We start from the raw sequence: 23,190 nt of genomic DNA on the forward strand, positions 1-23,190 counted from the left end.
CCAGCGCGGGCGTAATCAGCGGCACGCCGGCCAGCGATACCGCTATCCTGCCGGCCGGATCCGTCGCGCGCCCACCGCCTGCTGCGCTGGCGGACCTCCCGGTTTCTGCCGGAGATTCGCTGCATCGCCCGGCAACCTTGCATTGGCGTCTCGGAGCGCTGGGGGGATTTCCAGATGTTTCCGCAGCAAGAAGTTGTCCATCATCAAAGCGTCGACACCAGAAGAGTAGAAGCTCCTTACCGCATCCCTGGGCGACACAACCAAGGGCTCGCCAAAGAGATTGAACGAGGTGTTGACCAGGATCGGTGCGGGACCCTGCTCGCCAAAGCGCTTGAGCAGACGCCAAAACAGGGGGTTGGCCTCACGCTGTACGACCTGCAGCCGCACGCGATTTTCTGGCATCAAGAAATCCCGCAACGGGCCGTCCACCGCCGGGCGGGCCCAGCCAAGCGAGGACATGAGGTGCGACAGCATGGAACACTCGAACCACTGCCGACAATCCTCCTCCGGGACAGCCAACGCGAAGGGCCGGAACCACTCGCGGTGCTTCACGAAGTCGTTGAGGTTTTCACGCACGTACGGAGCCCAGGGTGACGCCAGCAAGCTACGATTCCCCAGTGCGCGTGAGCCGAACTCAGTGGCTCCTTGGTACCAGGCAACGATCTTGCCGGCCTGAAAAAGTTGCACCGCGGCATCGAGTATTCGCAGTTCCGTATCCAAGATGGAATAGGTGCATTTGCAGTTGTCCAGGACGTCCTTGATCTCCTGACGGCTGTATTTCGGACCCAAGTACACCGAAGGAGTGGACTCGCTACGAGGTTTTCCCAGCACCCGGTGCCAGGCCAGATAACCGGCGCCGAGCGCGCAGCCTGCATTGCCGGGAGCCACGGGGACAAATACCCGCGCGCCTACTTTCTTCTCGATGTCAGAGACCAGCAGCGTGTTCTGGAAAAGCCCGCCGGCCAGGCAGACATTCTCGACCTGCTCCCGCTTGCAGTAGAACTCGATCAGATCGCTGATCACCTGGGCGCATGCTTGCTGCAAGCTGGTTGCCAGCGCCTTTGCCTGATCCTGGGAGGGGACTTCCCCGGGAGTCAGGCCAACCTTGCGGTAGAAGTGTGTTGAAAACGCGACTGCGCCCGAGAGCCCGCGATTGAAGTACTTGAAGTTGACGTGCGGGTGTGGCTCCGGGGGGCGCCGGAGCATGTCCAGGAACACGTCGCGGTGAACAGGTTCGCCCTCAAGACTGACCCACTGGACCTTGTGTTCGTCCTGGTGCGGGCGAAAGCCCAGCAGCGCGGTCACCTGGGAATACACCCAGCCCAGAGAATGAGGGAACGGGATCCGGCGCAGGGCGTGAATCTCGTTCCCGACGCCGAGCGCCACCGCACACGAGCAGCCGTCCCCTTCTTCGTCCATGGTGATGATCAGGGCGCGATCGAACGAGGAGGCGTAAAAGGCGCTGGCCGCGTGACAGTCGTGGTGGTCTAAGCTGAGCACCTTCGAGCGATGGACTCCACTGACCTCGGCCAGGCGGCGGGAATTGCTGAGTTCGCGCAACAGCACTCCCAGTTCCCGGGCGCTGGAATATGCGCCAGCTATGGGCGCGCGGACGGCGCGCCGCAAATGGAACGAAGACTTGCTGATCCAACCGGACCAGGGGCGTGTAGCGGATGCGATCAGGCCCACACCGCGCCAGTCAACCCCTGCTTTGCTCAGACAATATCGAATGGCGGCTTGCGGCAGACCCCGCGCGGGCAGGCGTGTCAGTTTCCTTTCCTCGATCGCAGCCAGCGGCGTCCCGTCGCTGAACAGCGCCGCTGCAGGATCGTGTTCAAAGGCCGACAGTCCCAGAATCAGCATCGTCCACCTCTAGTCGACGGTCAGGCCGGGCCTTGCGGTCACACGCCAGGCTGCTCAGGCGCCATTCTTTTCGACCAGAAAATTCTCCAGCACGAGGCAGTCCATTTCGCTTTTCGAGAAAGTCGAGAATGCGTTCGCCGGGGTTGTGACGATCGGCTCTCCCCTGAGATTGAAGGAAGTGTTGAGCACAACCGGCACGCCGGTCGCCTGCCCGAACCGCTGGATCAATTCGTAATAGCGCGGACTCTCGGTCTGAAAAACGGTCTGCAGACGACCCGTTCCATCGACGTGAGTGATCGCCGGAAGAGTGGCCTGTTGCGAGGTCCTCACCGGCACCACGTAAAGCATGTATCGCGCGGGATAATGGCGGGATGCTTGCGGAAAATCGAAGTAAGTCTCCGTACACTCGGACAACACGGATGGGGCGAACGGACGATAGGGCTCGCGAAACTTGATCTTAGCGTTCACGATGTCCTTCATCTCCGGGTTGCGGGCGTCCGCCAGGATGCTTCGGTTCCCCAGCGCTCGCGGCCCCCATTCAAACCGCCCCTGATACCAGCCGATCACCTTTCCCTGCATCAGGCGGTCCACGACGAGGTCCAGCAGTTGATCCTCGTTCTGGATCTCCCGGTGCGAAATGTGATTCTCGGTGAGGAAACCACTGATTTCGCCGCGGGAATAGGACTTGCCCCAATAGGCATGCTGCATGGTGAACGTCCGCGGCTTGCCCAGGAGCATGTTGTAGGCCCAGAGGGCGGCACCCAGAGCTCCGCCTCCATCCCCTGCCGCGGGCTGTATATACAACTCCTCAAAAGGGGTCTCGCGCAGGATCCGGGAGTTAGCCACGCTGTTCAGCCCGACCCCGCCGGCGATGCACAGGCGTTTCTGGCCGGTCTCGCGGTGTAGCTGCTGCGCCATCCCCAGCAGCAGCTCTTCGGTCACCTTCTGAATGCTGGCGGCAATGTCTGCATAGTGCTGGTTGACGCGGCAAAGCTCGCGATAATTGCCCGGAGGGTCTCCGAAATACTTGGGGAAGCCCGTGACCTCGGTGAAAAACTGCAGCTTGGGCGAACGCGGTTCGCCGAACAACTCCACGAAACGGCGGTTGTAGGTGTGTTCGGTGGAGTGATGGAAACTGAAATAGTCCATGTCAAGGGAGAAGGAGCCGTCGGCGTTCTGGTGGACCAGTTTCCACACCTTGTCCACGTAGCGCGGCTGGCCATAGGGCGCCATGCCCATGACCTTGTACTCTCCCTCATTGACCTCGAATCCCAGAAAGGCGGTAAAAGCGCTGTACAGCAGGCCGAGCGAATGGGGGAATTGCATCTGCTTGTGCAACTGGATCCGGTTGCCCTTTCCAGTACCGGTTGTTCCCGTCACCCACTCGCCGACGCCGTCCACGGTCAGAATGGCGGCCTCGTCGAAGGGCGAACACAGGAAGGCGCTGGCGGCATGCGACAGGTGATGCTCGCAGAACAGCACCTTCTCCTTGGGAATGTTCAGTTCGGCTTCGATCGTGCTGCCCACCCAAAGCTTGTCGAGCATCCACGTGATCATGGACTCTCGAAAGACCTTCCAGGACTTTGGGTAGGTCTGCAGCACCGTCATCAGGATGCGGTCCAGCTTGCGGAAGGGCTTTTCGAAAAAAGCCACGTAATCCAGGTCAGGACCCTGGATTCCCGCCGTCTCCAAACAGAAACGGATTGCCTGGTGAGGAAAGGCAAAATCGTGTTTGATACGGGAGAAGCGCTCTTCCTCGGCCGCCGCAATCAATTGCCCGTCGCGGATCAGGACGGCTGCGGCGTCGTGGTAGTAACAGGATATGCCCAGGATGTCCATCTACCACTGCCGCCGAGCCCAATCCAGTTCGGCAGTCTCCTCCTTCGAGTGTGGCATCCAGTTCTCCGGCCGCCGCTTGATGCGGAGGGGATCCCCAAACCAGCGCACCGCCAAGCCCAACGGCAAGACCAGCACTCCGTAGATCAGCGTGAGCAAGACCCGGGCCTGGAAGTTCCCGATCTTCTGGGCCAGCCGTTTCCACGAATTCCAGAGGCGCTTAAGCATGTGGGCGACCTAGAAAAGGGTGTAGATGAACGGGGCAATCGCCGAGCTTTGCGCCAGCAGCAGCAGCAGGGTGAACAGCAAGAGCACAACGATCATCGGTATCATCCACCAGCGCTTGTTGGCGGCGAGAAAGGACAGGAGTTCGCCGGCGATGCCAAAACGCCGGGCCGCAGTCCGCACGAAGCCCATGGGATCTCCTTCTCCGGGATAGTATCAAAAGGCTTACTGTGCAATTGGGATTCCAAAAAGACTAGCGTGTAACTTACTCATCCCCAAGAGGATGATAGCGTTGGTGAGACCCCAGGGAAAGTTTATTTCCTTCTGATGTGCAAAAGTTTGCAACTAGGCCGCAGACTACTGCGCCAGCTGTTCTTCCGCCTCCGACCGGTAACTGGAGTAGATCCAGCCGGAACTGTCTCGGTTGCTCGGCCTGGCTGGTGCTAGTAGAGTGGCGGGCAGACCGAGGCCATGACTCTCGCCTTCAGCTTTTCCGGAGCGTCGTGCCCAGGGGCGGGGAGCTGACTGGATGCGGCCAATTGGCCAGCGTTGGAAAGCCCTGACCTTCGATGTCGACGGGGCACTCTATGACCAGGGGCCAGGGCGGAGGGCGATGCTCTGCCGCGTGCTGCGGGAGGACCGCTTTGGTTTCGAACCCGAAGTGACCGCAAAGATCGCCAAGATCGACTGCCGGATCTACGAGGTCCCCATCTCCTACCGAGGGCGCACTTACGCGGAAGGGAAAAAGATCACTTGGAGAGACGGCATCCGGGGCGTCTGGTGCACCCTCCGCTATAACCTCTTCGACTGAATGGACTCCACCCTGAGGGGATGAAGCACAGGCGGTCAGCGGCGACCCGAACCGAGCCGGTCGCGGGAGTCAGACCTCGCCGATGGCGCTGATGCGGTACCACCGGACCAGGGCGATGATCATGACCCAACCCACAAGAGTCCCAAGCTGAGGGTAGTTCTTGGCACTCCGCTTGCTCTAGCCTCCCTGTAGGTGTGTTTCTATTCCCAATGGGTTAGGATGATGGTAGGACCGTGGGGTGGGGAGGGCGAGATCCTAGCCCTCGCAGCAAGCCAGAGAAAGATACAAGAATGTCTCTCCTAAGGCGGGCAATTCGTCACGCCAAGCTGTCGGTGCGGGCGCGAAAGCACCACGACCGGCAGACCCCGCCCTTTCTCATCGTCTTCATCAACTCCATCTGCAACCTGACATGCGAGCATTGCTTTTATTGGAAGAACCTCAACCGGCGCGACGATCTGACCTATGCCGAGTTTGAGAAGCTCTCCCAGGAATTAGGGACTTTTGAGATTCTTAACCTCTCAGGCGGCGAGCCCTTCATCCGCCAGGAATTCGCAGATATCTGTTCCCTGTTCGTTCGCAACAACCGGGTCAAGCAGATTTACGTGCCCACCAACGGATACTTCACCGAGCGCACAGAGAAAGAGCTTAGGCAACTGCTGACACTTCCGTCCCTGCAGCGCTTCGTCTGCGAAATCTCCCTCGATGGCATGCCCGAATACCACAACCGTTTCCGTGGCAATCCCAAGTCCTTTGAGAAGGCCATGGAAACCTATGCCATGCTGGCAGAAATGCAGAAGGCCGAACCCCGGCTGCGCATCCACGCCAACACGGTGGCCATGAGCGAGAACATGCAGGAGACGTGGCAGTTGACCGAGTACCTGCACGAACATTGCCCCTCCATGGAGCACCACAATCTGGCCATCATCCGCGGGGACCGCAAGAATCCTTCTCTGGAGGGCCCGGCTCTGGCGCAATACCAGGAGCTCTACGCTCACGTGGCCGATGTGTGGAAGGACCGGGAACAGAACCGCTTCGGCTCGGTGGTCGAACCCATGCTGCAGTGGGCCAAGATCCAGACCATCGAGACCCAGTCGCAGTATGTGCCCTGCAAGGCCGGAATCCTTTCTGGCGTCGTCTACGCCAACGGGGACGTGAGCTTCTGCGAAACTCATCCGCCGCTCGGCAACCTGCGGCAGAAGAGCTTCTTCGAGATCTGGGATTCGCCGGAGGCCAAGACCCTGCGCGCTCAGGTACACGCCAAGGAATGCTTCTGCACCAATGAGGTCTTCCTCTGGCCGAGTATCGTCTTCCAGCCCATCCAGCTCACCAAGGCGGCCATTGGCGCCAACATTCTCAGCACAGGACGCACGTTTCACGCCGATCTCGCCCTTGGAAAGAGCGAAAAATAGATGTGGCCCGCCGTCGGAAGACGGAGGCGTTCCCGCTGAAGATCGTCGTACATGGGTTGCAGGGCATCCGGCGCGACGACGACGTCGGCGTCGACGAATACGACGATGTCCCCCGCCGCCTGTTCGACGCCCAAGTTGCGTGCGCCCCCCGCGCCCATATTGCGGGAGTGCGGAGATAACGCGCTCCGTGCCGCTTCACAATCTCCGGAGTGTTGTCCGTGGAGCAGTCGTCGGCCACGAGAAGCTCAAAATCGCGATAGCTTGACCGTCGCAAGCCTTCCAGGCAGCGCGACAATTGCATGCGGCCGTTGTGCACCGGCACGATCACACTTACCGGCATGGCCTTCGCTGTCGCGTTCACCGGACCAGTTACGGATGTCGACATCGGAAACACCGCTTAAGCCTGAGGTCCTGGGATTGAGCGTCGTTGTGAGGAGCTTCACTCTAGTTTTGACAACTCACCTGCCATAGCTGAGTAGCGCAACCAGACGTAAATCCAACAACTTACGGGATATTCGCCGCTGAAGATTTCGCGCTTTTGGAAAATCTATTCCTATTAAGCGCAAACTCTTGCGGCTTGGAAGAGCAGGATGCCGTTGGCCTTGCGGCTGCGACCGCTTCGGTGTGCGCTGCCTGCGCTCACAGCTAAGACGACACGCGTTGTGCGAACCTGTCAGTGAGTGGAGGTGCCAGTAGCCGCCTGGCCTTGTATGGCAAACCCGGCTTGGAGAGAAGGAGAATGATGAGCCGCGCGGCAGTCGAGTAAAGCGGATGCCGGGTGTCGCCGGGAAAGATCGTGACAATCTCTGCCAGCGGGCGGCGGACTGTAATGACGAGAAAGTAGATTTCGTCCCACCAGAGCCCCTTGTCCGCCCCGATGAGCCGCAGGGCCCCCGCTACCATGGTCAGAGCTGACACGCACAGCCGGGCACGGCAAGTGCAGCTTAGCCCATCCGCCGCCGACCTTGTCGCCGTACATCATGCTCCTTCCCCCGCTGCTCGAGCCATCCCTAACGCTCGCCATCCGACGCACCCGCGGCTGCTCCTTTGGCGGCCTCACCGACAGCCGCCGGCGCAGCCACCGGCCGCACGCCTTTCATTCCTTCCCAGAGGATTCGCCCCAGGAAGCGGAAACCGTGTTGGACTACACGCGACTTCATCTCGCCCCCCGCGCGCGCGCGCTCGTGGCTGACAACTTCCACCACCTTGTAGCCTTTCCGCAGCGTGTTCGCGATGATCTCGATCTCGATCTCGAACATCCGCGATGTGTATCGGAAGTCCGTGAAGATATCACGCCGGAAAAGCTTGTAGCCGTTGAGCGCATCGGAAAGATAACGACCCGTGCACAGCCCTAACGTAGCGCTGAGGAAGACGTTTCCCAGCGCGCGCACGTGGTTGTACTCTTCGCTTCCGCCAAAAACCCGCGAACCAATCACCAGGCCGACGCCGTCACGCATGGCAACGAGGAAGTCCGGCATGTCCTCGGGCCGATGTGAATAGTCGGCATCCATCATCAGCAATAGCTCGCCCGTCGCGGCTTCGAAGCCGGCACGCAAGGCGTTGCCCTTGCCTGGCTTCCGCCGGTTTTCCACGACCGTGGCGCCCCACTGGCGCGCGATTGCTGCCGTGCGGTCGCGGCTATGGTCGTCGACGCAAATCACTTCGACCGCGTAGCCTCGCAACGTACGGATGGTCCGCGACAAGTCCTCCAACACTCTCCCGAGCGTCGCCTCTTCGTCCTTGGCCGGTATAATCACACTAAGTTTCACAATGCTTCCTCGGTTTTTTCGCCCACCAGAATCTCGAAGGCCATGAGAGTCCGAATGCCGATGTCAATCGCTACTGGCCGGAATCCATTCCGCACGAGCACCTCGCGTCCCTGCGCCACCGAACGGAGTTGCGATATCTCGTCGGGATGAAAGTGAAACTGGTTCTGCCTGCGGCGCAGGTTGATGAACCATTCGAGTCCCCGCAGCAACCGTTGAGGAATGGAAAAAACCGCCGGCCAGAACAGCACTGCGCGTCCCTGTGGCCTCAGGACGCGGCGGAACTCCCGCATAATCGCGTCGATCTGGTTATGTGTAAAGTGCTCCATTACGCCCACGTTCCAGAGGCCTTCGATGGAGCCGTTGCGGAACGGAAGGTGGAAAACGTCGCCGCAGACTCGCACATCCATGACCGGCTGACAGCGCTCCAAGACCGTCGGCATCAGGTCGAGCGCGACCAACGTGCGACCGCTTCCTTTACTGACGAGAATCGAAGTTTCCGCTGTCCCGCATCCCGCCTCGACCAGCACGCCCCCGGCTGGCAGATAGCGGTCCACGAAGTACGCCACCGCGGGCGCGAAAACCTTCCGGCGGTAAAAGCTGAAAAATTGCTGGGAAACCAGTTTCTGATTCGCCACCGACCAGTGCGTGCGCCACTGAGCCGCTTCCGGGCGCTCGGCGTCGGACACCGGCCGCAGGTCGAGGATTCCGCCTGCTATGGAGTAAGTTGTGCCGCAGCCCTCGCAGACCATCGCGTTATGGTTGAACAGCACGGGCGAGTGGCACTGGGGACATGCAAGGACGGAGACAAGCCGCTCGCGCGCAGCTGCTCCCTCTGCTACTGTCATTAGCCTGCGCCTGCCCCTACGGCCCGCTGAGCCGCCTGGGTTGAATCAAACAACCGCTCGTTGTTTTTGATCCATTCGATCAGCCTCCCCACCCCCTCTGGGACGCTGGTGCGCGGGCTCCAGCCGAAGTCCGCTCTTGCTCTATCGATGTTGCTGACGAACACCGGCTGGTCTCCAGGGCGCCAGTCGCCGAACGGGTATTGCAGGTGCCGGCCGAAATGCCGCTCCAGCATCTCGATCAGCTCGAGGAGAGAAAGGGTGTTCTCCGGGCCGCCGCCGATGTTGTACGCTCGCCCCGCCGTTGTCGCGATCCGCCGCACCGCGGCGTCGTAGGCTTCGAGCAAGTCGGTAACGTACAGCGCATCTCTTACCTGCTTGCCGTCGCCGTAGATAGTAAATGGCTTCTGTTGGTACGCCCGCAGCGCCAACCAGGCAAGCCACCCCTGATCCTCCATCCCGAACTGCCGCGGGCCGTAGATGCAGGATTGCCGGAATACGATAGTTTTCAGGCCGTAGATGCGGGCGTAGTCGAGAAAATACTGATCGCCTGCACATTTTGAGCAGCCGTAGGGAGAATAAGGGTCCAGCGGGCGATCCTCGCTGATGCCTCGGTCATTGTCCTTGTACGCGTATCGGCCGTTTCGTTCGACGATGCAAAGGTCCGCCATTCTGCCATACACCTTGTTCGTCGAGCTGTACACAACCACGGGCGGTTTCGGTGCTCGGCGCGCCGCTTCGAGCACGTTCAACGTGCCGAATGCATTCTCCTGAAAGTCCAACAGGGGATCCGAGACAGACGTCGTGACTGCTACTTGGGCTGCCAGGTGGAAAACGACATCGGCGCCCGCAATGGCTTCGTACAGACCGCCAGCGGGTTGCCGGATATCAGCGCAGACTACCTTTAGCCGGCTCCCGTAACGCGACTCGAGCCAGGCGCGATTCTGGTCCGATCCCGGCCGCGAGAAGTTGTCCAAGATCGTGACGTCGCTCCCTCGGGAGAGATAGAAATCCGCCAGATTGCTTCCGATGAAGCCGGCGCCACCGGTGATCACGCAGTGCGACATCTCACACCTCTACGCTCTGGCTTCCCTTAGGACAGAGAGTGGCTGTGACGCGGGCCACAATTCGCGGCACAGGTATGCAACAGGAGCCATGAGCAACTTAGGCCTTGGAAGCCACTGAAAATGCATGTTAGCAGAAACCCGTCTACTCTACCCCGGTGGAGCTTAAATGCAAGTGGGAAAAAACGACCGATTGTGACTTTGGTTTTCCCTTCTGTGTGACGTTCGTTTTCCGGTTTCGGGGTTGTTTTTCGTGGACTTTAAGATGTCAACGGTGATAAGAACGCGATACGGCGATGCAAGAATCGTCGATGGCGACGATGACCTCACCTCCGGAGCGGCGAATTCACCTGCTGGAAACTGCGGGGGACAGCGCCGTTCTCGCCGGCGCAGCCGTGCTGGTCCTCGCCCTGGCGCTGGCCGCCCTCATTCAGGCGCTTCATGCGTGGAAGCAGCAGAACGAACCCGCCGTTCTGGTCACCGCCGTGCTGTTCGCTGCAATCCTCGCCGCTGTCCCCGGCCTGTATATCTTGTCCAGACGCCGCAACGCGCAACCTGAGACTGTGGGCCTGGCTTTTCTGACCACAATGGCCGTGTTGCTCGTGGCCATCTATTTCTTCTGGGTGCGCTGGTACGTGTTCTTTCCCGCAGACATTTGGGTCTGGTCGGAAGGCGAGTATGTGAACGACATTCTCAAGTTCTCGATCGGCTATCCCCTCTACAGCGCGCCGGCCAACCACGATTCCTTCACGTATGTCCCGGGGTCCCAGCTACTTACGTATCTGCTTGCTTCGATAGCGGGAAAAGCCGGTTCCATCCCCGCCTACCGCATCATTCAAGTCTGCTACACGGCTTTGGCGGCATTCATCGCGACGCTGTGCTGTCGCCGTATCGTGAGGCTGAGCCGGCCCGCATCACCTGCGCTTCGCCGATGGCCGTGGCCCGTTTTCTGGTACGCGGCATGCTTCCTGATGGCGACCAACGCGATCACCAATGGTTTTGCCCATAACCTCCACGGAGACGCCCTGGCGCAAGTGGTGGTGATGGCGGCTTTTTACGTGCTCCTGGCGTATGTCGAAACACGCAGCCGGCTCGCGCTGGCGGCCATGATCGTCCTGGTTCCGACGGGATTTCTGGTCAGGCAGAGTCTCCTGATCTGGGCCGTGTTGTATGGCGGGTTTCTGGCCGTGTGGGACAGGTCCTGGAAACGAGTCGCGGTGTTCGCGGCAGGCACGGCCGCCTTGTGCGGCGCAGTCGTTGCCGCCGGCTATCTCATCTGGGGCGCTCCGTTCTATTACTGGGTCTTCTATCTTCTGGCCCATCATCCGGTCTCGCCGTTGAGAAGCTTTCAGCACGTGCTCGATGCCTGGCCGTATTTTGCGGCGGGACTGCTTGGGGGAGTGGCGGTGTTGCGGGGCAGCGTAGCCGAGCCGCTGCGGGGCGCCTGGCTGGTGTCGCTCGCACTGCTCGCGAGCGAGGCCTACACCAGCGGCATCGCGTGGATGTTGAATCACCTCGGCCCCGGCTGCCTCCTCGCGGGCATCTGGTTTTTGGCTGGCCTGACGTGCCTTTATGAGAGCGCCGCCGGCACCCCTGGGCAGCCGGCATCATTGGAACGCTGGTTTCGCGCTGCCGCGGTGACTGTTGTGGTGGCGCTGATGTTCAGCGGGATGGGCGTCGTCCGGGTTCCCCTCCCACCGGTTTCCGCCGACACCTACCGGTATGTTCGCGATATCGAAAAGCAGTTTGAAGGACAACCGCCGGGCGACGTTCTGCTGGATGCCGGCACGTGGGTCTACCTGAAGGACCGCGTCGTCATGGGCGACCGCGCGCCCGCCATCGGCGAAGAAGGTTATGCGAGCTGCGGCGACTTCTCTGTTTTCCGGTCCAACATCGCTGCCAAACGCTATTCCAAGATTCTGGTTCGGAATCTTCACAGGCCCGATTTCTGGTATGAGAATGCGCTCTGGCCGAAGCCACTCGGGCTCCGCGATGTATTGCTGCGGAACTATCGCGAAGCAGGGACGATTCCAGCGGCGGAGCCGCCCAAAGATGTCAAACGCCGGGCTGAAGACCCGTATCTGTTCGGCGAAATCACAATTCTCGAGCCGAGAACCGATGCCACCGCGCAATGACGTTGTTCGGACGGGCACCCTTCGGCCCCGGCATGCGGCGGCGTTATGAGCGTATTCCAGCCAGCAGTCCCCATGACGGCGGCGGTGGCGTTCGCCGCGGCACCCGCGCGCGACCCCAGGGAGCTCCACGCAACCCCGCGGCTCGCACGTTTTCTCGTCCTGGCGGCGCAATTGGCACTCCTGCTGCTCGTCTTCAGCCTCTATCACACGATGGAAAGGCCCAGGTTCGTCTACCTGTCAGCTCTCGCTTTTGGAGCCTTCCTCGTACACTACTGGCTTCCTTTTCGCTTCAAGGAACCTTTCTGGGTGTCCGTGTCGATCGCCGGGGGTTGTTTTCTCCTCCACCCCGCCACGGCCGCGTTCCTCATCCTTGTGGCGGGGCTGGTTTTCTTCCTGATTCTTCGCAGCTCGGCGCCGTTTAAGTGGCGAGTGCTGCTGGTGGCCGCCATCTTCGTGGTGCTCATCGCCTGCTGTGCCGCGAGGATTCCGCATATCCCGCCCACCTTCTATCCCGTGTTTGGCGCCATATTCATGTTCCGGATCATCATCTATGCGTACGACATGGCACATGCCCGCGAGCGGCCTGGCTTGCTGCCCTTCTGCAGCTACTTCTTCGTACTTCCTAATTACATTTTCACGCTATTTCCTGTAATCGACTTCCAGACCATGCGCCGGACTTACTACCAGCGCGACATTCATGACATTGCGCAGCAAGGCATTCACTGGATGGCCCGCGGCGCCATCCAATTGATGCTTTACCGGCTCGTTGTCTACTTGAACGACATCTACTTGCCGGACCGCGTCACTTCGCTCGGCGCCCTGATATCGACGATGGTTCTCACCTATCTCCTCTACCTCAATGTCTCCGGACAGTTCCACATCGCCGTCGGCATGCTGCACCTGTTCGGCTATGATCTCCCCGAAACAAACCGCCGATACCTACTGGCCTCCAGCATCAGCGATTTCTGGCGCCGCATAAACATTTACTGGAAGGACTTCATGGTGAAGATCGTGTATTTCCCCGTATACTTCAGATTACGCAGGCGGGGTGACCTTCGCGCCCAGGTGATGGCGACCGCTGCCGTATTCCTCGTCACATGGCTCTTGCACTCTTACCAGTTCTTCTGGATCCGCGGCCAGTTTGAGCTAAGCTGGCCCGATACGATCTTCTGGGGCATGCTCGGTCTGCTGGTCATTATCAACATCCTCATCGCGCACCGGCACAAACCCGCCGTGACCACATCCTGGCGTGGCCGCGCGCTGCGCACCGCCCAGGTGCTTGCTACATTTGCGCTGATCACAACGTTGTGGTCTCTGTGGTCGGCGCCGACGGTGAGTTCCTGGCTGTATCTGATGACTCATTGGACGCAGGGCACATGACGAACGGTTGGCGAACGGACCGCCGCTTCAGCCGCAGTGCAATGCTCACCGGCGCAACTCTGGCCGTACTGGCGGCGCTGGCCTGGGGAGCGGGCACTCTCTACAAGGCCCGGGCGAGCCGCCCCCTCGCCGTCGCCGTTCAGTTGATGCGCAGCCGCGCCGTTGTCTTCAACCCCGGCGTTGCTGGGTATTACGAGCGGCTGTTCGGCACGACCCGGGACCCCATGTTCATGAGTCCGAAAGAGTATGAGCGCTGGGCCAGCGGATTTCGCGACCGCACGTACGACCGCACCTTTCGCATCTATCGACTCAAGCCGAACCTGAACCGCCTGTTCAATACGGCCGAACCCCAAGGACTGACGACCAACAGCTTTGGCTTCCTCGGCCCCGAACGGGCCCTTCGCAAACCACCCAACACCCGCCGGGTGGCGGTCTTGGGCGATTCGTTGACCCAGGGGTGGGGCGTCGATCAGAGCCGGTCCTACATTGCATTGTTGGAGAACCGCCTGAATGCCCCAGACGCGGCCGGTACCCTCCAACGGTTCGAAGTCCTGAATTTCTCCGTCCCCGGGTATTCGCTTCCGCAGATGCTGGATGTAGCGGCCGAGGATGCGCCCCGGTTTGATCCCGACCTCTATATTCTGGCTCTTACCGAGCTCTCGGTATCCAGGAACTGGGATAACCACTTAGTCAGGGTAGTTCAGTTGGGAATCGACCCGAAATACGATTTCCTGCGTGATACCGTGCGCGACGCAGGCGCAGTGCCCGGCGAAAATGGACTCACCGTGCTGGCAAAGCTGGCGCCTTTTCGCGTTCCGGTGATTCGCGCGACGATCGCCCGCCTCAAAGCGCTCGCCGACGCGCGCCGTGTGCCGCTGCTCGTTCTTCTTGTGCCCTCGCTCGAAGATGGCGCCATGGACTCGCGGCGATTCAGCGGCATTCCCGAGTTGCTGGCATCGCTCGATGTTCCCGTAATCGACCTTCTCGATACGTTCGACGGCACTCTGGATCTGGAGCCGCTGCGGATCAACCCGTTCGACGTCCACCCGAACGCGCGGGCGCATGCCATGATCTCCGACAATCTCTACGCCAAGCTTCGCGCCTGCCCGGGAATCTGGGCCGCGCTGGCCTCCGCACCCTCCCAGGAGCCTCCACATGGATCTCGAACTCGCCAATGAGCTAGTGGGTGAGTCGGCATCGGCGCAACCGGTATGAGTAGGCTCCGAGATTTCTGGCAATCCGAAAAATTCCGCCGGTTTTCATTAGTTGTGGGCTCTGTCGTGCTTGCCTGGGCTTTGATCGAACTTCCGGCCTTTCTGAATATCCTCGATTATCAGGCGCTCGAGTTCTCAGGCGTCTGGGGAAACCTGCGGTTCATCCGAATGCCCGACCCGGAGTTGCTGCATTTGGAGCGCCCGTATGCTCATTACAGCGGCTCGGCGGCCGGCGGAGATTTTGCCAGCAAATACGACATTCCGGTCTCGGACCGAACGCTTTTCCGATGGGATCTGCAATACGACCACAACGGGTTTCGCAACGATACAGATCTGAAATCCGCGGACATAGTCGCCATCGGCGACTCCATAGTGGAAGGTATGACGGTTCCCCACTCCCAGATGTTGACCACGCGACTGGCAAGCCTCGAAGGTAAAGTAGTGGCCAACCTCGGACAGTACGGGTACGGACCCCAGCAGGAACTGGTGGTGCTGAAGCGGTATGGATTGCGTTTGCGGCCGCGGATCGTAATCTGGATGTTTTTCGAAGGCAACGACCTGGCGGATAACATCGGGTATCGAAAACTCATGCTGCACCCGCCGAACTTCTGGAATTTCTTTATGCAGCGTTCCTTCACACGATTTGCCTATCGTACGCTGACGCGGCTTGTCTCCGGGCCCAAGCCGCCCGGCATCAGGCGCTCCGGAGTGATCCGCACGCCCGACGGTAAGAACCTGCGGGTCTACTTCACCTCGGCCGTCGAGCCTCTTACACCGGAAGAACTCGGAGCCATCGACGACACCGCCCGCATCGCCGCGTCGGCCGCCACATTATCGGCCGCTCAAGGTGCTCGTTTCCTGTTTGTGTTCATCCCCGACAAGTTCCGCGTGTTTCATGATCTGTGTGAGTTCCCCCCAGAATCCGAATGTCGTCAGTGGGCCGGCAACGACTTGCCCGAGCGAATGCGAAAAGCCGTAACCGCCGTGTCTCCCGAAATTGGGTACCTCGACCTGACCCCCAGCCTCGTGAACATCGCGAAAAAAGGCGTGCTTCCGTATTACCCGGACGACCTGCATTGGACGCCAGACGGACACCAGGCGGCCGCGCAGGCGATCAGCGATTACGTTCGTTCGAACATTCCTGGTTCCCCATCCACGCCAATCAGAAGCGCCCAGGCGGCGCCCACATCGCGGTAAAACGGAATCGGCGCAAGAGCCAGTATGACGGCGGCTGCCGCGGTGCACGGCAATCAGCGGGTCTGGCGGTGATACGCAATCAAAATGCCCCGGCGCTCAGGAGGCATTCTTTTCAACGAAAAAGTTCTCCAGAGCAAGACTCGGGCTTGGAAATTCCCGATCTTCTGGACCAGTCGTTTCCACGAATTCCAGAGGCGCTTAAGCATGTGGGCGACCTAGAACAGGGTGTAAATGAACGGGGCAATCGCCGAGCTCTGCGCCAGCAGCAGCAGCAGGGTGAACAGCAAGAGCACAACGATCATCGGTATCATCCACCAGCGCTTGTTGGCGGCCAGAAAGGACAGGAGTTCGCCGGCGATGCCAAAACGCCGCGCGGCAGTGCGAACAAAGCCCATGCAATCTCCTCTGGATTGATGGTTTTAAAGGGATGAATGTGCAATTTGGGTTCCAAAACGACTAGCTGTAACTTCTTCATCGCCAAGAGGATGATTAGCGTCAGCGGAACACCGTGGGAAGCTTATTTCCTTCCGATGTACAAGAGTTTGCAACCACTGCAGGCCAGTGGTCGGGTCGGTTGCCCGCCGCTCGGCAATTTGCGGCAGAAGAGTTTCTTTGAGATCTGGGTTCGCCAGAGGCCGGAAGCCTGCGCGCGCAGATCTGCGCTAAGGAATGCTTCTGTACGAATGAGGTCTTCGTCTGGCCGAGCATCGTACTCCAGCCCATCCAGCTCACCAAGGCCGCCATTGGAGCGAACATCCGTAGCACCGGGCGCACGTTTCATCCCGATATCGCTCTTGTAAAGCCGCAACGATAGTTTGCGGCGCGGCCGTTCGTCCCCGCTTTCCCGCTGCGCACCTCTCCCATTCAGCCAATCCTTACGCACGCGAAAGCCGGTGCGGGCTGGTTGGCAGGTTGCCATGGCGTCGTACTGAGGGCGGCTCTAAATCGGGAACCTGGGTTATCATTCACTTTCATCCCAAACAGGACAAGGAAGAGGCGCCTGAGACACTCATGGATCTCGAGCTTACGCCAGAGCAGCAGAATTTACAGAACGGCGCCATCGAGTTCGCCAAGTCGGAACTGAACGACGACATCGTCCGGCGTGACCGCGACGAGACGTTCAGTCACGAAGGCTGGAAGGCTTGCGCACGTTTCGGCGTGCAGGCACTACCGGTGCCAGCCGAGTATGGCGGCATGGGACTTGGCATCACGGAAGCGATCGCGGTGATGGAAGGACTGGGCTACGGCACGCGCGATCAGGGACTCCTGTTTTCCCTCAACGCTCACCTCTGGACCAACACGCTCCCCATCCTGTACTACGGCACCGAGGAACAGCGAAAGAAGTATCTTCCGGGACTCGCGAGCGATGCCCTGATCGGCGCCAATGGCGCGTCCGAACCCGACGCGGGCTCGGACGTATTCGCCATGCGTACGCGCGCCGACCGGAAGGGAGACTTTTACGTCCTCAACGGCACCAAGACCTTCGTCAGCAATGCGCCCGTGGCGCACCTGTTCGTCGTCTATGCGACCATCGATCCCCGTTTGGGGCCGATGGGCATCACCGCGTTCCTTGTAGAACGCGATACACCCGGTCTCGCAGTGGGTCGACGTCTGGAGAAGATGGGCTTGCGGACCTCGCCGATGGCCGAGTTGACCTTCGAAGATTGCAGCATCCCGGTTGCCAACCGCCTGGGCCGAGAAGGGCGCGGAGTAGCCGTCTTCGAGTCCTCAATGGAGTGGGAGAGGGGCTGCATTCTTGCCAACTGTCTCGGCGTGATGCGACGTCAGTTGGAGGACTGCATCGAGCACGTGCGCAATCGCAAGCAATTCGGAAAGCCTATTGGTAAATTCCAGTCCGTCGCGAATCGCATCGTGGATATGAAGGTCAGACTGGACGCCTGTAGGCCTCTCGTGTACCGCATCGGCTGGTTGAAGCAGCAGAACAAGCCAGCCGTACTTGAGTCCTCGATTGCAAAATTGTTCGTTTCGGAATCGCTGGTCAAGTCCTGCCAGGACGCATTGCAGATTTATGGCGGCTACGGCTACATGGTGGATCAAGGTATCGAGCGCGATCTGCGCAATGCTCTGGGCAGCACCCTGTATTCCGGCACATCGGAAATACAGCGCAATCTCATCGCCAGTAACCTGGGCCTTTAGTAGGAACTCGAATGGGGCATCAACCTGGCTGCAAGCAGTTTCGGCGGAACTCTGAAATGTCGCTCCAGACGGTATTAGGTAAGGCAACCGAAGGCCTCTTGGGATGCTGCCGGTGTGCCCGCTATCGACCTGCGAGATACGTTCCGCTCGGTGAACCTGGACGACGTGCAAGCCGATGCGGGTAAGGATATTCACCCGAACAGTTTTGGCAATTCCATGATCTTTGATAATCTCTTGACCAAGTTGCAGAAACAACCAAACACTTGGCTGACGCTGACCGGTCCCTCCTGCCCGATTGCCTCGTCGGCCCTGGCGGCGAAGTAGCCGTCGACCTCGAGAGAGGAGACGTTGGGAGACGCCAAAGTTCAAGATCCCGATTTCTAAGCGAGCTGTTGACTATGGACACCACCAAGGAAGAGATCCGGCAGTACATCCTTTCCGAGTTCCTGCCCGGCGAAAGACCCGCTAATCTTCGCGACGATACTCCGCTGCGGACCAGTGGCATCCTGGATTCGATCACGACTCTGCGGCTGGTGACCTTCGTCGAAGAACGTTTCAAGATCACCGTGGAAGCGTACGAGGCGAGCGTCGAGAATTTCGACACGATCAACAGTATTGCAGCATTCATACAGACCAAGAGCACCGGGGCCGCCTGAGGATTGGCGGCTCGGAAGGCATTTTTGCACCTTTGTACCTATCTCGAAGCTAGCGCACGCCGTCATCCGGAGCGCGAAGCCGCCGCGGATCCCGACGGCGCTACCTTGTCCTACCGCGAACTCGATGAACGCGCCAACCGCATCGCTGGATTTCTCCTGGACAAGGGTGTGCGGAAAGGCGATCGGGTAGGGCTCGTACTGCCCAAGACCCTCGAAGCCCTGGCCATCGTATTCGGCATCATGAAGGCGGGCGCTGCATATGTTCCGGTGGATTGGTCAAGCCCGGCGGAGCGCATTCGCACGATCCTCACGGACTGCGAGGTACGGGCAGTCTTCGTGGATTCGCGGCGTGGGGATGTGGCCGGCGTGGCCGACACTGTCATCTTGCTGGGCGAGGATTCGACGGGCCCCACCGCTACTTCCGCAACAGGTCGGTTCAGTTGGGAGACTGTGATCGCTCATGCTCCCCACAGGGCTGATGACGCGGCGCGTCAACCTGACGACCTTGCATACATCCTCTATACTTCGGGTTCGACGGGAATCCCCAAAGGCGTAATGCTGACGCACCGCAATGCCACCAGTTACGTCGATTGGTGCTCAGAAGTATTCACGCCAACCGAAGGGGACCGATTCAGCAGCCATGCTCCCTTTCACTTCGATCTATCCATCCTCGACATCTACGTACCGATCAAGCACGGCGCGAGAGTGGACTTGATCCCCGATGAGCTGGGGAAAAACCCACGCGACCTGGCCCGGTGCATCTCCAATCACCAAGTCACGGTGTGGTACTCCACGCCGGCGATCCTGAGCCTGCTATCGGAGTTCGGAGAACTGAACAGGTTCGACTACTCCAAACTACGGCTCGTGCTTTTTGCGGGAGAGGTTTTCCCGGTCAAGCAGTTGCGGAAGCTGGTGAACAAATGGCCTTTGCCGGCGTACTACAACCTCTACGGGCCGACCGAGACCAATGTCTGCACCTACGCGGCGATTCCCAAGCCGATTCCGGAAGGCCGCACGGAACCCTATCCCATAGGTCGGACCTGTTCGCACTGTGCCGCTCTGGTACTCGACGCCGACAATCAGCCAGTGAAGAAAGGAGAAGAAGGCCTGCTGTACATCTCCGGCCCTGCGGTGTGCTCAGGTTACTGGGCCAGGCCGAAGGAAAGTGCCGCGGTGTTTCTAGAGCGTGATGGAGTGCATTGGTACAACACCGGAGACGTGGTGCGCGAGGATGCGGCCGACGGCTTCATCTACGTAGGAAGACGCGATCGGATGGTGAAACGGCGCGGCTATCGCATCGAACTGGACGAGATCGAGACCGCCCTGTACCGGCATCCCTCCATTCAAGGGGCGGCCGTAATCGCGGTACCGCACCCCGAAAGCGGAGTGCGTATCATCAGCTATCTGGTGGCGCCGGAGAACTCGCACCCCTCCGTGATAGAAATGAAGTCCTTCTGCAATCAACACCTTCCGTCCTATATGAATCCGGACGTCTTTGTCTTCGTGGAATCGCTGCCGCGCACGTCGACAAACAAGACGAACTACCAGGCGTTGATCCACAGGTTCCAGTCCGCAGATGAGCATCAGCGTACGGCCGGCAGCGCGCGGTGATTTGATGGGCGCGTAATCATCAAAGATGGCTATCGCGGCGCAATCATTCCTCGTTAATCGCACTGACATCTTCCTGCTCTCCGCTGTCGTATTCATGCTGCTCTCCGCTGTCGTATTCATGACCATAGCGTTCGTGGTCATGCGCCGCTGGTTCCCTGCGGAGCTGACGGCAGTCCAGGATTTGTTGCAAAGCAAAAGGGTGTGGGTTCCGCTCTGCGCCGCGGTGCTGGTCGGATATCTGCTCGTGTTGTTCTTAAACACGATCTACCCCGGCTACCTGGAACACGTGGAACCCAATATCGCCTCTGTCTCATTCATCGTGCTACGGGGCGCCCCGCTGTACCACGAGCTCGCGTCCACGCAGCGGTACACCTTCCCTTACGGGCCGGTCGCGTACCTGCCCTTTATGCTGGCCCTCCGGATGTTGGGCGCCAATGTCCTGTCCCTGAAATTGGTCGTACTGCTGGCGAACCTATGCTTGTTGGCCTTGCTCTGGCGCTCATATCGGAAGCTGCTCGATCCTGCGGGCGCACTGTTGGTTACAACGACAGTGGTCGTATACCTGCTGCTTCACGACTTCTTGCTCCAAGTGCGGGGGGATGTCCTTGTTATACTTTCAGCCGCTCTGGGATTGTATGCGGCGGTTTGTGCCTCGGAGTTTTCCTCGACACTTCTGTTGGCGCTGGCCTGTGGACTCTCGTTCGATATCAAATTCACAGCCCCGCTCTACTTTGCTCCGCTGTTTGTGCTGCTGATCCGACGCCGGGGCTGGCGTCCCGCCGTGCTCGCCGCGGCTGGGGCGGGAATCGTCGCGGTATTGCCTTTCTTTCTGCCGGGCATATCAGCCGCAAGATACGTGGAATGGGTGCAAGGAACGGCGCACCAGCCGCTCAGTCGCATCGAGGTTGCGCGCGAACTGAAGTTCTTGCTAATCCTGTTCTCACCTTTCCTGTTGCTTCTTTCCCGACTGGTCGAGCGAGGAAGGGGGCACCTGAGCGTTTACTTGCGGGACAACCGATCCTTTCTCCTCGTTTCCGGCGCTTCCCTGGCGGCCATTGCCGTTTCATCCTCAAAGCTTGGCGCCGGCCCTCATCACTTCATGCCCTTCTATCCAACGATCGCGTATGCCTGCGCGGACCTCTACAACAAGACCAGGAACGATGCCGTTGCCACCCCTGTCAGCCCTCGTCCGACAATCGTGCCGTTGCTCTGGTGCTGCATTGCGCTGCTCGTAGCGGCGGAGCTTGGGATCAGTTTTGGCCCCGTCGCTAAGACATTGCTCCTATCGAGATCGCAGGCGGCTGCTGTGGCCGGCGATCTGGAAGCAGTGATGAAGAGTCATCCTGGCAAGAAAATAGAAATGGGCTATGGCGGGTGGAATGCGAAATATAAGTTGACGTATTTCCGGCCAGCGCTGGTTTTTGCCGGGAACCCGTTCACCATCGACGTGCTCGCGCTCGGCGATATGCAACTTTCCGGGGTCGTTGCGCTTCCGGCTAGTACACTGGAATATGTCCAACAATGCAAAACGCAGATCTGGTTGATCCCCAAGGGTGACGCACCATTCAGCATGATCAACGTGTACTCGCTCATGGATCCCCGTCTGCTCCCTGAGCGGCCCGTGTTTAGTGATGAATTTCGGCGCCTTTTCTTTCAGCGGTATCGAAAGCAACCCTCGAGTCAGTACTACGATATCTGGGAATGCGGGGGCGAATCCTGATCCGACTTGCCAGAACGTGCCATGCAGGGGTAGACCTTCACGCAAGCCCTTCCGTGGGTCGCTAACGCCATGGACATCGTTATCATCATGCCGGTGTACGAAGATTGGGATGCGGCGATCCAATTGTGCCGCAACATCGACGCCGTACTGCGCCAAGAGGGGTCGCTGCGGGCAAGTCTGCTTTTCATCGACGACGGCTCCACGCTTACTACATACGAGCGCGGTCTCCCGTTTCAACCCGAGGCTATCGACCGTGTCGCGGTACTGAGGCTGCGGCGGAACTTGGGCCATCAACGGGCCATCGCGGTTGCGCTTGCCCACATCCAAAGCCATTGGACGGGAGATGCGGTCGTGGTGATGGACGCGGACGGCGAGGATCGCCCAGAGGACATTCCCGTGCTCCTCGGCGCGATGAGGAATGCCGGGCGTCCGACCGCTGTATTTGCGGAACGCGGCAGGCGGCTTGAGAGCCTCTCGTTCCGCCTCATGTACCGTTGTTACTCCCTTCTGCACAGGGTTTTCACTGGCCGCGATATTCGATTCGGCAACTTCAGCGTTTTGCCATGGTCGTACCTCGACAGCCTTGTCGTGTGTCCGGAATTGTGGAATCACTATTCCGCGACATTCCTGAAGTCCCGGCTCCCTTATATCCGGGTTCGCTGCGATCGCGGTCGACGGCTTGCCGGCGAATCGCGTATGAATTTTGTCAGCCTCGTCACTCACGGCATGTCAGCCTTGTTCGCGAACCAGGAAGTTGTGGGCACGCGCCTGTTGCTGACGACTGTGCTAACCGCCGGGTGTTTCTTTCTGCTGATCGGCGCCATCGTCGGAGTGAAATTGTTCACACACCTGACGATTCCCGGCTGGGTCGCCATCACTATCGGGCTTTCATTTCTTCTCCTGGGGGAGTTTCTAGTCGGTTGTTTCATTCTGGTTTTCTCCGTCATGATGACTCGAAGCCACCTGGGCTTCCTGCCAACCCGGGACTACGCGTACTTCGTCGCCCAAGAAACAACCCTATACTCGGTGGCTCGATCTACCCAATCAGCCACAATGTCGGCAGCTTCTGGAAGTTCTACTTAGGTTCGCCTGGACAGTCCGGGGAGGCCTCGACCCACCAAACCCTCACAAGCATCGGCGAAATAGTCGTCGATCCCGCACCCACCTCGATCCCAACGGCTTGGATCCGTCCGTTGGGCAGAAGCCAACTCCTTCGGCCTTGTAAATAGGTGCCAAAAATGAGAAAAGGGCGGGGACATTCCCAATGGCAGATCCCAAGTCAATGCGTCGTCCTCCTGGGG

21 protein-coding genes and 1 pseudogene are annotated in these 23,190 nt (G+C 59.6%); 12 read left to right on the forward strand and 10 right to left on the reverse strand.

The genetic code is table 11. The features are described 5' to 3' along the window. Positions 1-42: 42 nt before the first annotated feature. From LAN37_00060 to LAN37_00075, 4 genes are read right to left on the reverse strand one after another with little or no spacing between them, the layout of a single operon-like run. On the reverse strand, positions 43-1,863 hold the full coding sequence (locus tag LAN37_00060) for a hypothetical protein (GenBank protein ID MBZ5645597.1): 1,821 nt from the start codon (positions 1,861-1,863) through the stop codon (positions 43-45). Between the two features lie 54 nt (positions 1,864-1,917). After that, entirely contained in the window at positions 1,918-3,702 is a 1,785-nt protein-coding gene (locus LAN37_00065) for a hypothetical protein (GenBank protein ID MBZ5645598.1), read from the reverse strand. After that, the gene (locus LAN37_00070) at positions 3,703-3,927 is read right to left on the reverse strand and encodes a hypothetical protein (GenBank protein MBZ5645599.1); all 225 of its coding nucleotides are present in this window, start codon (positions 3,925-3,927) and stop codon (positions 3,703-3,705) included. Positions 3,928-3,936: 9 nt separating this feature from the next. Beyond that, positions 3,937-4,116, reverse strand: coding sequence for a DUF5989 family protein (locus LAN37_00075; protein MBZ5645600.1), 180 nt, complete (start codon positions 4,114-4,116; stop codon positions 3,937-3,939). 337 nt (positions 4,117-4,453) lie between these two features. Here LAN37_00075 and LAN37_00080 point away from each other — a divergent pair, with 337 nt between their 5' ends. Further along, entirely contained in the window at positions 4,454-4,735 is a 282-nt protein-coding gene (locus LAN37_00080) for a hypothetical protein (protein MBZ5645601.1), read from the forward strand. Between the two features lie 290 nt (positions 4,736-5,025). Then, a complete protein-coding gene (locus tag LAN37_00085; GenBank protein MBZ5645602.1) occupies positions 5,026-6,144 on the forward strand; it encodes a radical SAM protein in 1,119 nt (372 codons plus the stop codon). Here LAN37_00085 and LAN37_00090 read toward each other — a convergent pair. The 5 genes and pseudogenes from LAN37_00090 to LAN37_00110 form a co-directional block, all read right to left on the reverse strand. Continuing rightward, positions 6,108-6,302 (reverse strand): glycosyltransferase, encoded by a 195-nt coding sequence (locus LAN37_00090; protein ID MBZ5645603.1) that lies wholly within the window; start codon positions 6,300-6,302, stop codon positions 6,108-6,110. The genes LAN37_00085 and LAN37_00090 overlap by 37 nt on opposite strands. A gap of 5 nt (positions 6,303-6,307) precedes the next feature. After that, positions 6,308-6,529, reverse strand: a pseudogene (locus LAN37_00095) (glycosyltransferase). A gap of 625 nt (positions 6,530-7,154) precedes the next feature. After that, on the reverse strand, positions 7,155-7,913 hold the full coding sequence (locus LAN37_00100; protein ID MBZ5645604.1) for a glycosyltransferase family 2 protein: 759 nt from the start codon (positions 7,911-7,913) through the stop codon (positions 7,155-7,157). Next, complete coding sequence (locus tag LAN37_00105; protein MBZ5645605.1) at positions 7,910-8,758, reverse strand: methyltransferase domain-containing protein; 849 nt, start codon at positions 8,756-8,758, stop codon at positions 7,910-7,912. The genes LAN37_00100 and LAN37_00105 overlap by 4 nt, the downstream gene beginning before the upstream one ends. Further along, complete coding sequence (locus LAN37_00110) at positions 8,758-9,822, reverse strand: GDP-mannose 4,6-dehydratase (protein ID MBZ5645606.1); 1,065 nt, start codon at positions 9,820-9,822, stop codon at positions 8,758-8,760. The genes LAN37_00105 and LAN37_00110 overlap by 1 nt, the downstream gene beginning before the upstream one ends. Positions 9,823-10,130: 308 nt before the next feature. On the opposite strand from LAN37_00110, the gene LAN37_00115 reads away from it, so the two are divergent. The 4 genes from LAN37_00115 to LAN37_00130 are packed head-to-tail and all read left to right on the forward strand — an operon-like array spanning position 10,131 to position 15,745. Beyond that, entirely contained in the window at positions 10,131-11,954 is a 1,824-nt protein-coding gene (locus tag LAN37_00115) for a hypothetical protein (protein MBZ5645607.1), read from the forward strand. 45 nt (positions 11,955-11,999) lie between these two features. Beyond that, positions 12,000-13,334 (forward strand): hypothetical protein, encoded by a 1,335-nt coding sequence (locus LAN37_00120; protein ID MBZ5645608.1) that lies wholly within the window; start codon positions 12,000-12,002, stop codon positions 13,332-13,334. Then, positions 13,331-14,512 (forward strand): SGNH/GDSL hydrolase family protein, encoded by a 1,182-nt coding sequence (locus tag LAN37_00125; GenBank protein MBZ5645609.1) that lies wholly within the window; start codon positions 13,331-13,333, stop codon positions 14,510-14,512. The genes LAN37_00120 and LAN37_00125 overlap by 4 nt, the downstream gene beginning before the upstream one ends. Before the next feature lie 33 nt (positions 14,513-14,545). Continuing rightward, a complete protein-coding gene (locus tag LAN37_00130) occupies positions 14,546-15,745 on the forward strand; it encodes a hypothetical protein (GenBank protein MBZ5645610.1) in 1,200 nt (399 codons plus the stop codon). Positions 15,746-15,960: 215 nt separating this feature from the next. Here the strand turns inward: LAN37_00130 and LAN37_00135 are convergent, their stop codons facing one another. Beyond that, complete coding sequence (locus LAN37_00135; protein ID MBZ5645611.1) at positions 15,961-16,140, reverse strand: DUF5989 family protein; 180 nt, start codon at positions 16,138-16,140, stop codon at positions 15,961-15,963. 616 nt (positions 16,141-16,756) lie between these two features. Between LAN37_00135 and LAN37_00140 the strand changes: the two genes are divergently transcribed. The 6 genes from LAN37_00140 to LAN37_00165 all read left to right on the forward strand — a co-directional run bounded on the left by LAN37_00140 (position 16,757) and on the right by LAN37_00165 (position 22,972). Then, positions 16,757-17,902: an acyl-CoA dehydrogenase family protein gene (locus LAN37_00140; GenBank protein ID MBZ5645612.1), complete on the forward strand. Its 1,146-nt coding sequence runs from the start codon at positions 16,757-16,759 to the stop codon at positions 17,900-17,902. Between the two features lie 114 nt (positions 17,903-18,016). Beyond that, the gene (locus LAN37_00145; protein MBZ5645613.1) at positions 18,017-18,226 is read left to right on the forward strand and encodes a hypothetical protein; all 210 of its coding nucleotides are present in this window, start codon (positions 18,017-18,019) and stop codon (positions 18,224-18,226) included. A 74-nt stretch (positions 18,227-18,300) separates the two neighbouring features. Next, complete coding sequence (locus LAN37_00150; GenBank protein ID MBZ5645614.1) at positions 18,301-18,558, forward strand: acyl carrier protein; 258 nt, start codon at positions 18,301-18,303, stop codon at positions 18,556-18,558. A gap of 3 nt (positions 18,559-18,561) precedes the next feature. Next, complete coding sequence (locus tag LAN37_00155; GenBank protein MBZ5645615.1) at positions 18,562-20,169, forward strand: amino acid adenylation domain-containing protein; 1,608 nt, start codon at positions 18,562-18,564, stop codon at positions 20,167-20,169. 25 nt (positions 20,170-20,194) lie between these two features. Then, positions 20,195-21,889: a hypothetical protein gene (locus LAN37_00160; protein ID MBZ5645616.1), complete on the forward strand. Its 1,695-nt coding sequence runs from the start codon at positions 20,195-20,197 to the stop codon at positions 21,887-21,889. 69 nt (positions 21,890-21,958) lie between these two features. Continuing rightward, complete coding sequence (locus tag LAN37_00165; GenBank protein ID MBZ5645617.1) at positions 21,959-22,972, forward strand: glycosyltransferase; 1,014 nt, start codon at positions 21,959-21,961, stop codon at positions 22,970-22,972. Positions 22,973-23,190 lie beyond the last annotated feature (218 nt).

It is taken from the genome of Terriglobia bacterium (assembly GCA_020073495.1).
Classification (GTDB): domain Bacteria; phylum Acidobacteriota; class Terriglobia; order Terriglobales; family Acidobacteriaceae; genus JAIQFD01.

Coding starts and splice junctions, on each gene's coding strand:
- LAN37_00110 (MBZ5645606.1), bottom strand. CDS start 9,822: ATGTCGCACTGCGTGATCACCGGTGGCGCCGGCTTCATCGGAAGCAAT.
- LAN37_00060 (MBZ5645597.1), bottom strand. CDS start 1,863: ATGCTGATTCTGGGACTGTCGGCCTTTGAACACGATCCTGCAGCGGCG.
- LAN37_00130 (MBZ5645610.1), top strand. CDS start 14,546: ATGAGTAGGCTCCGAGATTTCTGGCAATCCGAAAAATTCCGCCGGTTT.
- LAN37_00080 (MBZ5645601.1), top strand. CDS start 4,454: ATGCGGCCAATTGGCCAGCGTTGGAAAGCCCTGACCTTCGATGTCGAC.
- LAN37_00075 (MBZ5645600.1), bottom strand. CDS start 4,116: ATGGGCTTCGTGCGGACTGCGGCCCGGCGTTTTGGCATCGCCGGCGAA.
- LAN37_00140 (MBZ5645612.1), top strand. CDS start 16,757: ATGGATCTCGAGCTTACGCCAGAGCAGCAGAATTTACAGAACGGCGCC.
- LAN37_00085 (MBZ5645602.1), top strand. CDS start 5,026: ATGTCTCTCCTAAGGCGGGCAATTCGTCACGCCAAGCTGTCGGTGCGG.
- LAN37_00070 (MBZ5645599.1), bottom strand. CDS start 3,927: ATGCTTAAGCGCCTCTGGAATTCGTGGAAACGGCTGGCCCAGAAGATC.
- LAN37_00115 (MBZ5645607.1), top strand. CDS start 10,131: ATGGCGACGATGACCTCACCTCCGGAGCGGCGAATTCACCTGCTGGAA.
- LAN37_00135 (MBZ5645611.1), bottom strand. CDS start 16,140: ATGGGCTTTGTTCGCACTGCCGCGCGGCGTTTTGGCATCGCCGGCGAA.
- LAN37_00065 (MBZ5645598.1), bottom strand. CDS start 3,702: ATGGACATCCTGGGCATATCCTGTTACTACCACGACGCCGCAGCCGTC.
- LAN37_00105 (MBZ5645605.1), bottom strand. CDS start 8,758: ATGACAGTAGCAGAGGGAGCAGCTGCGCGCGAGCGGCTTGTCTCCGTC.
- LAN37_00150 (MBZ5645614.1), top strand. CDS start 18,301: ATGGACACCACCAAGGAAGAGATCCGGCAGTACATCCTTTCCGAGTTC.
- LAN37_00125 (MBZ5645609.1), top strand. CDS start 13,331: ATGACGAACGGTTGGCGAACGGACCGCCGCTTCAGCCGCAGTGCAATG.
- LAN37_00160 (MBZ5645616.1), top strand. CDS start 20,195: ATGGCTATCGCGGCGCAATCATTCCTCGTTAATCGCACTGACATCTTC.
- LAN37_00120 (MBZ5645608.1), top strand. CDS start 12,000: ATGAGCGTATTCCAGCCAGCAGTCCCCATGACGGCGGCGGTGGCGTTC.
- LAN37_00090 (MBZ5645603.1), bottom strand. CDS start 6,302: ATGGGCGCGGGGGGCGCACGCAACTTGGGCGTCGAACAGGCGGCGGGG.
- LAN37_00165 (MBZ5645617.1), top strand. CDS start 21,959: ATGGACATCGTTATCATCATGCCGGTGTACGAAGATTGGGATGCGGCG.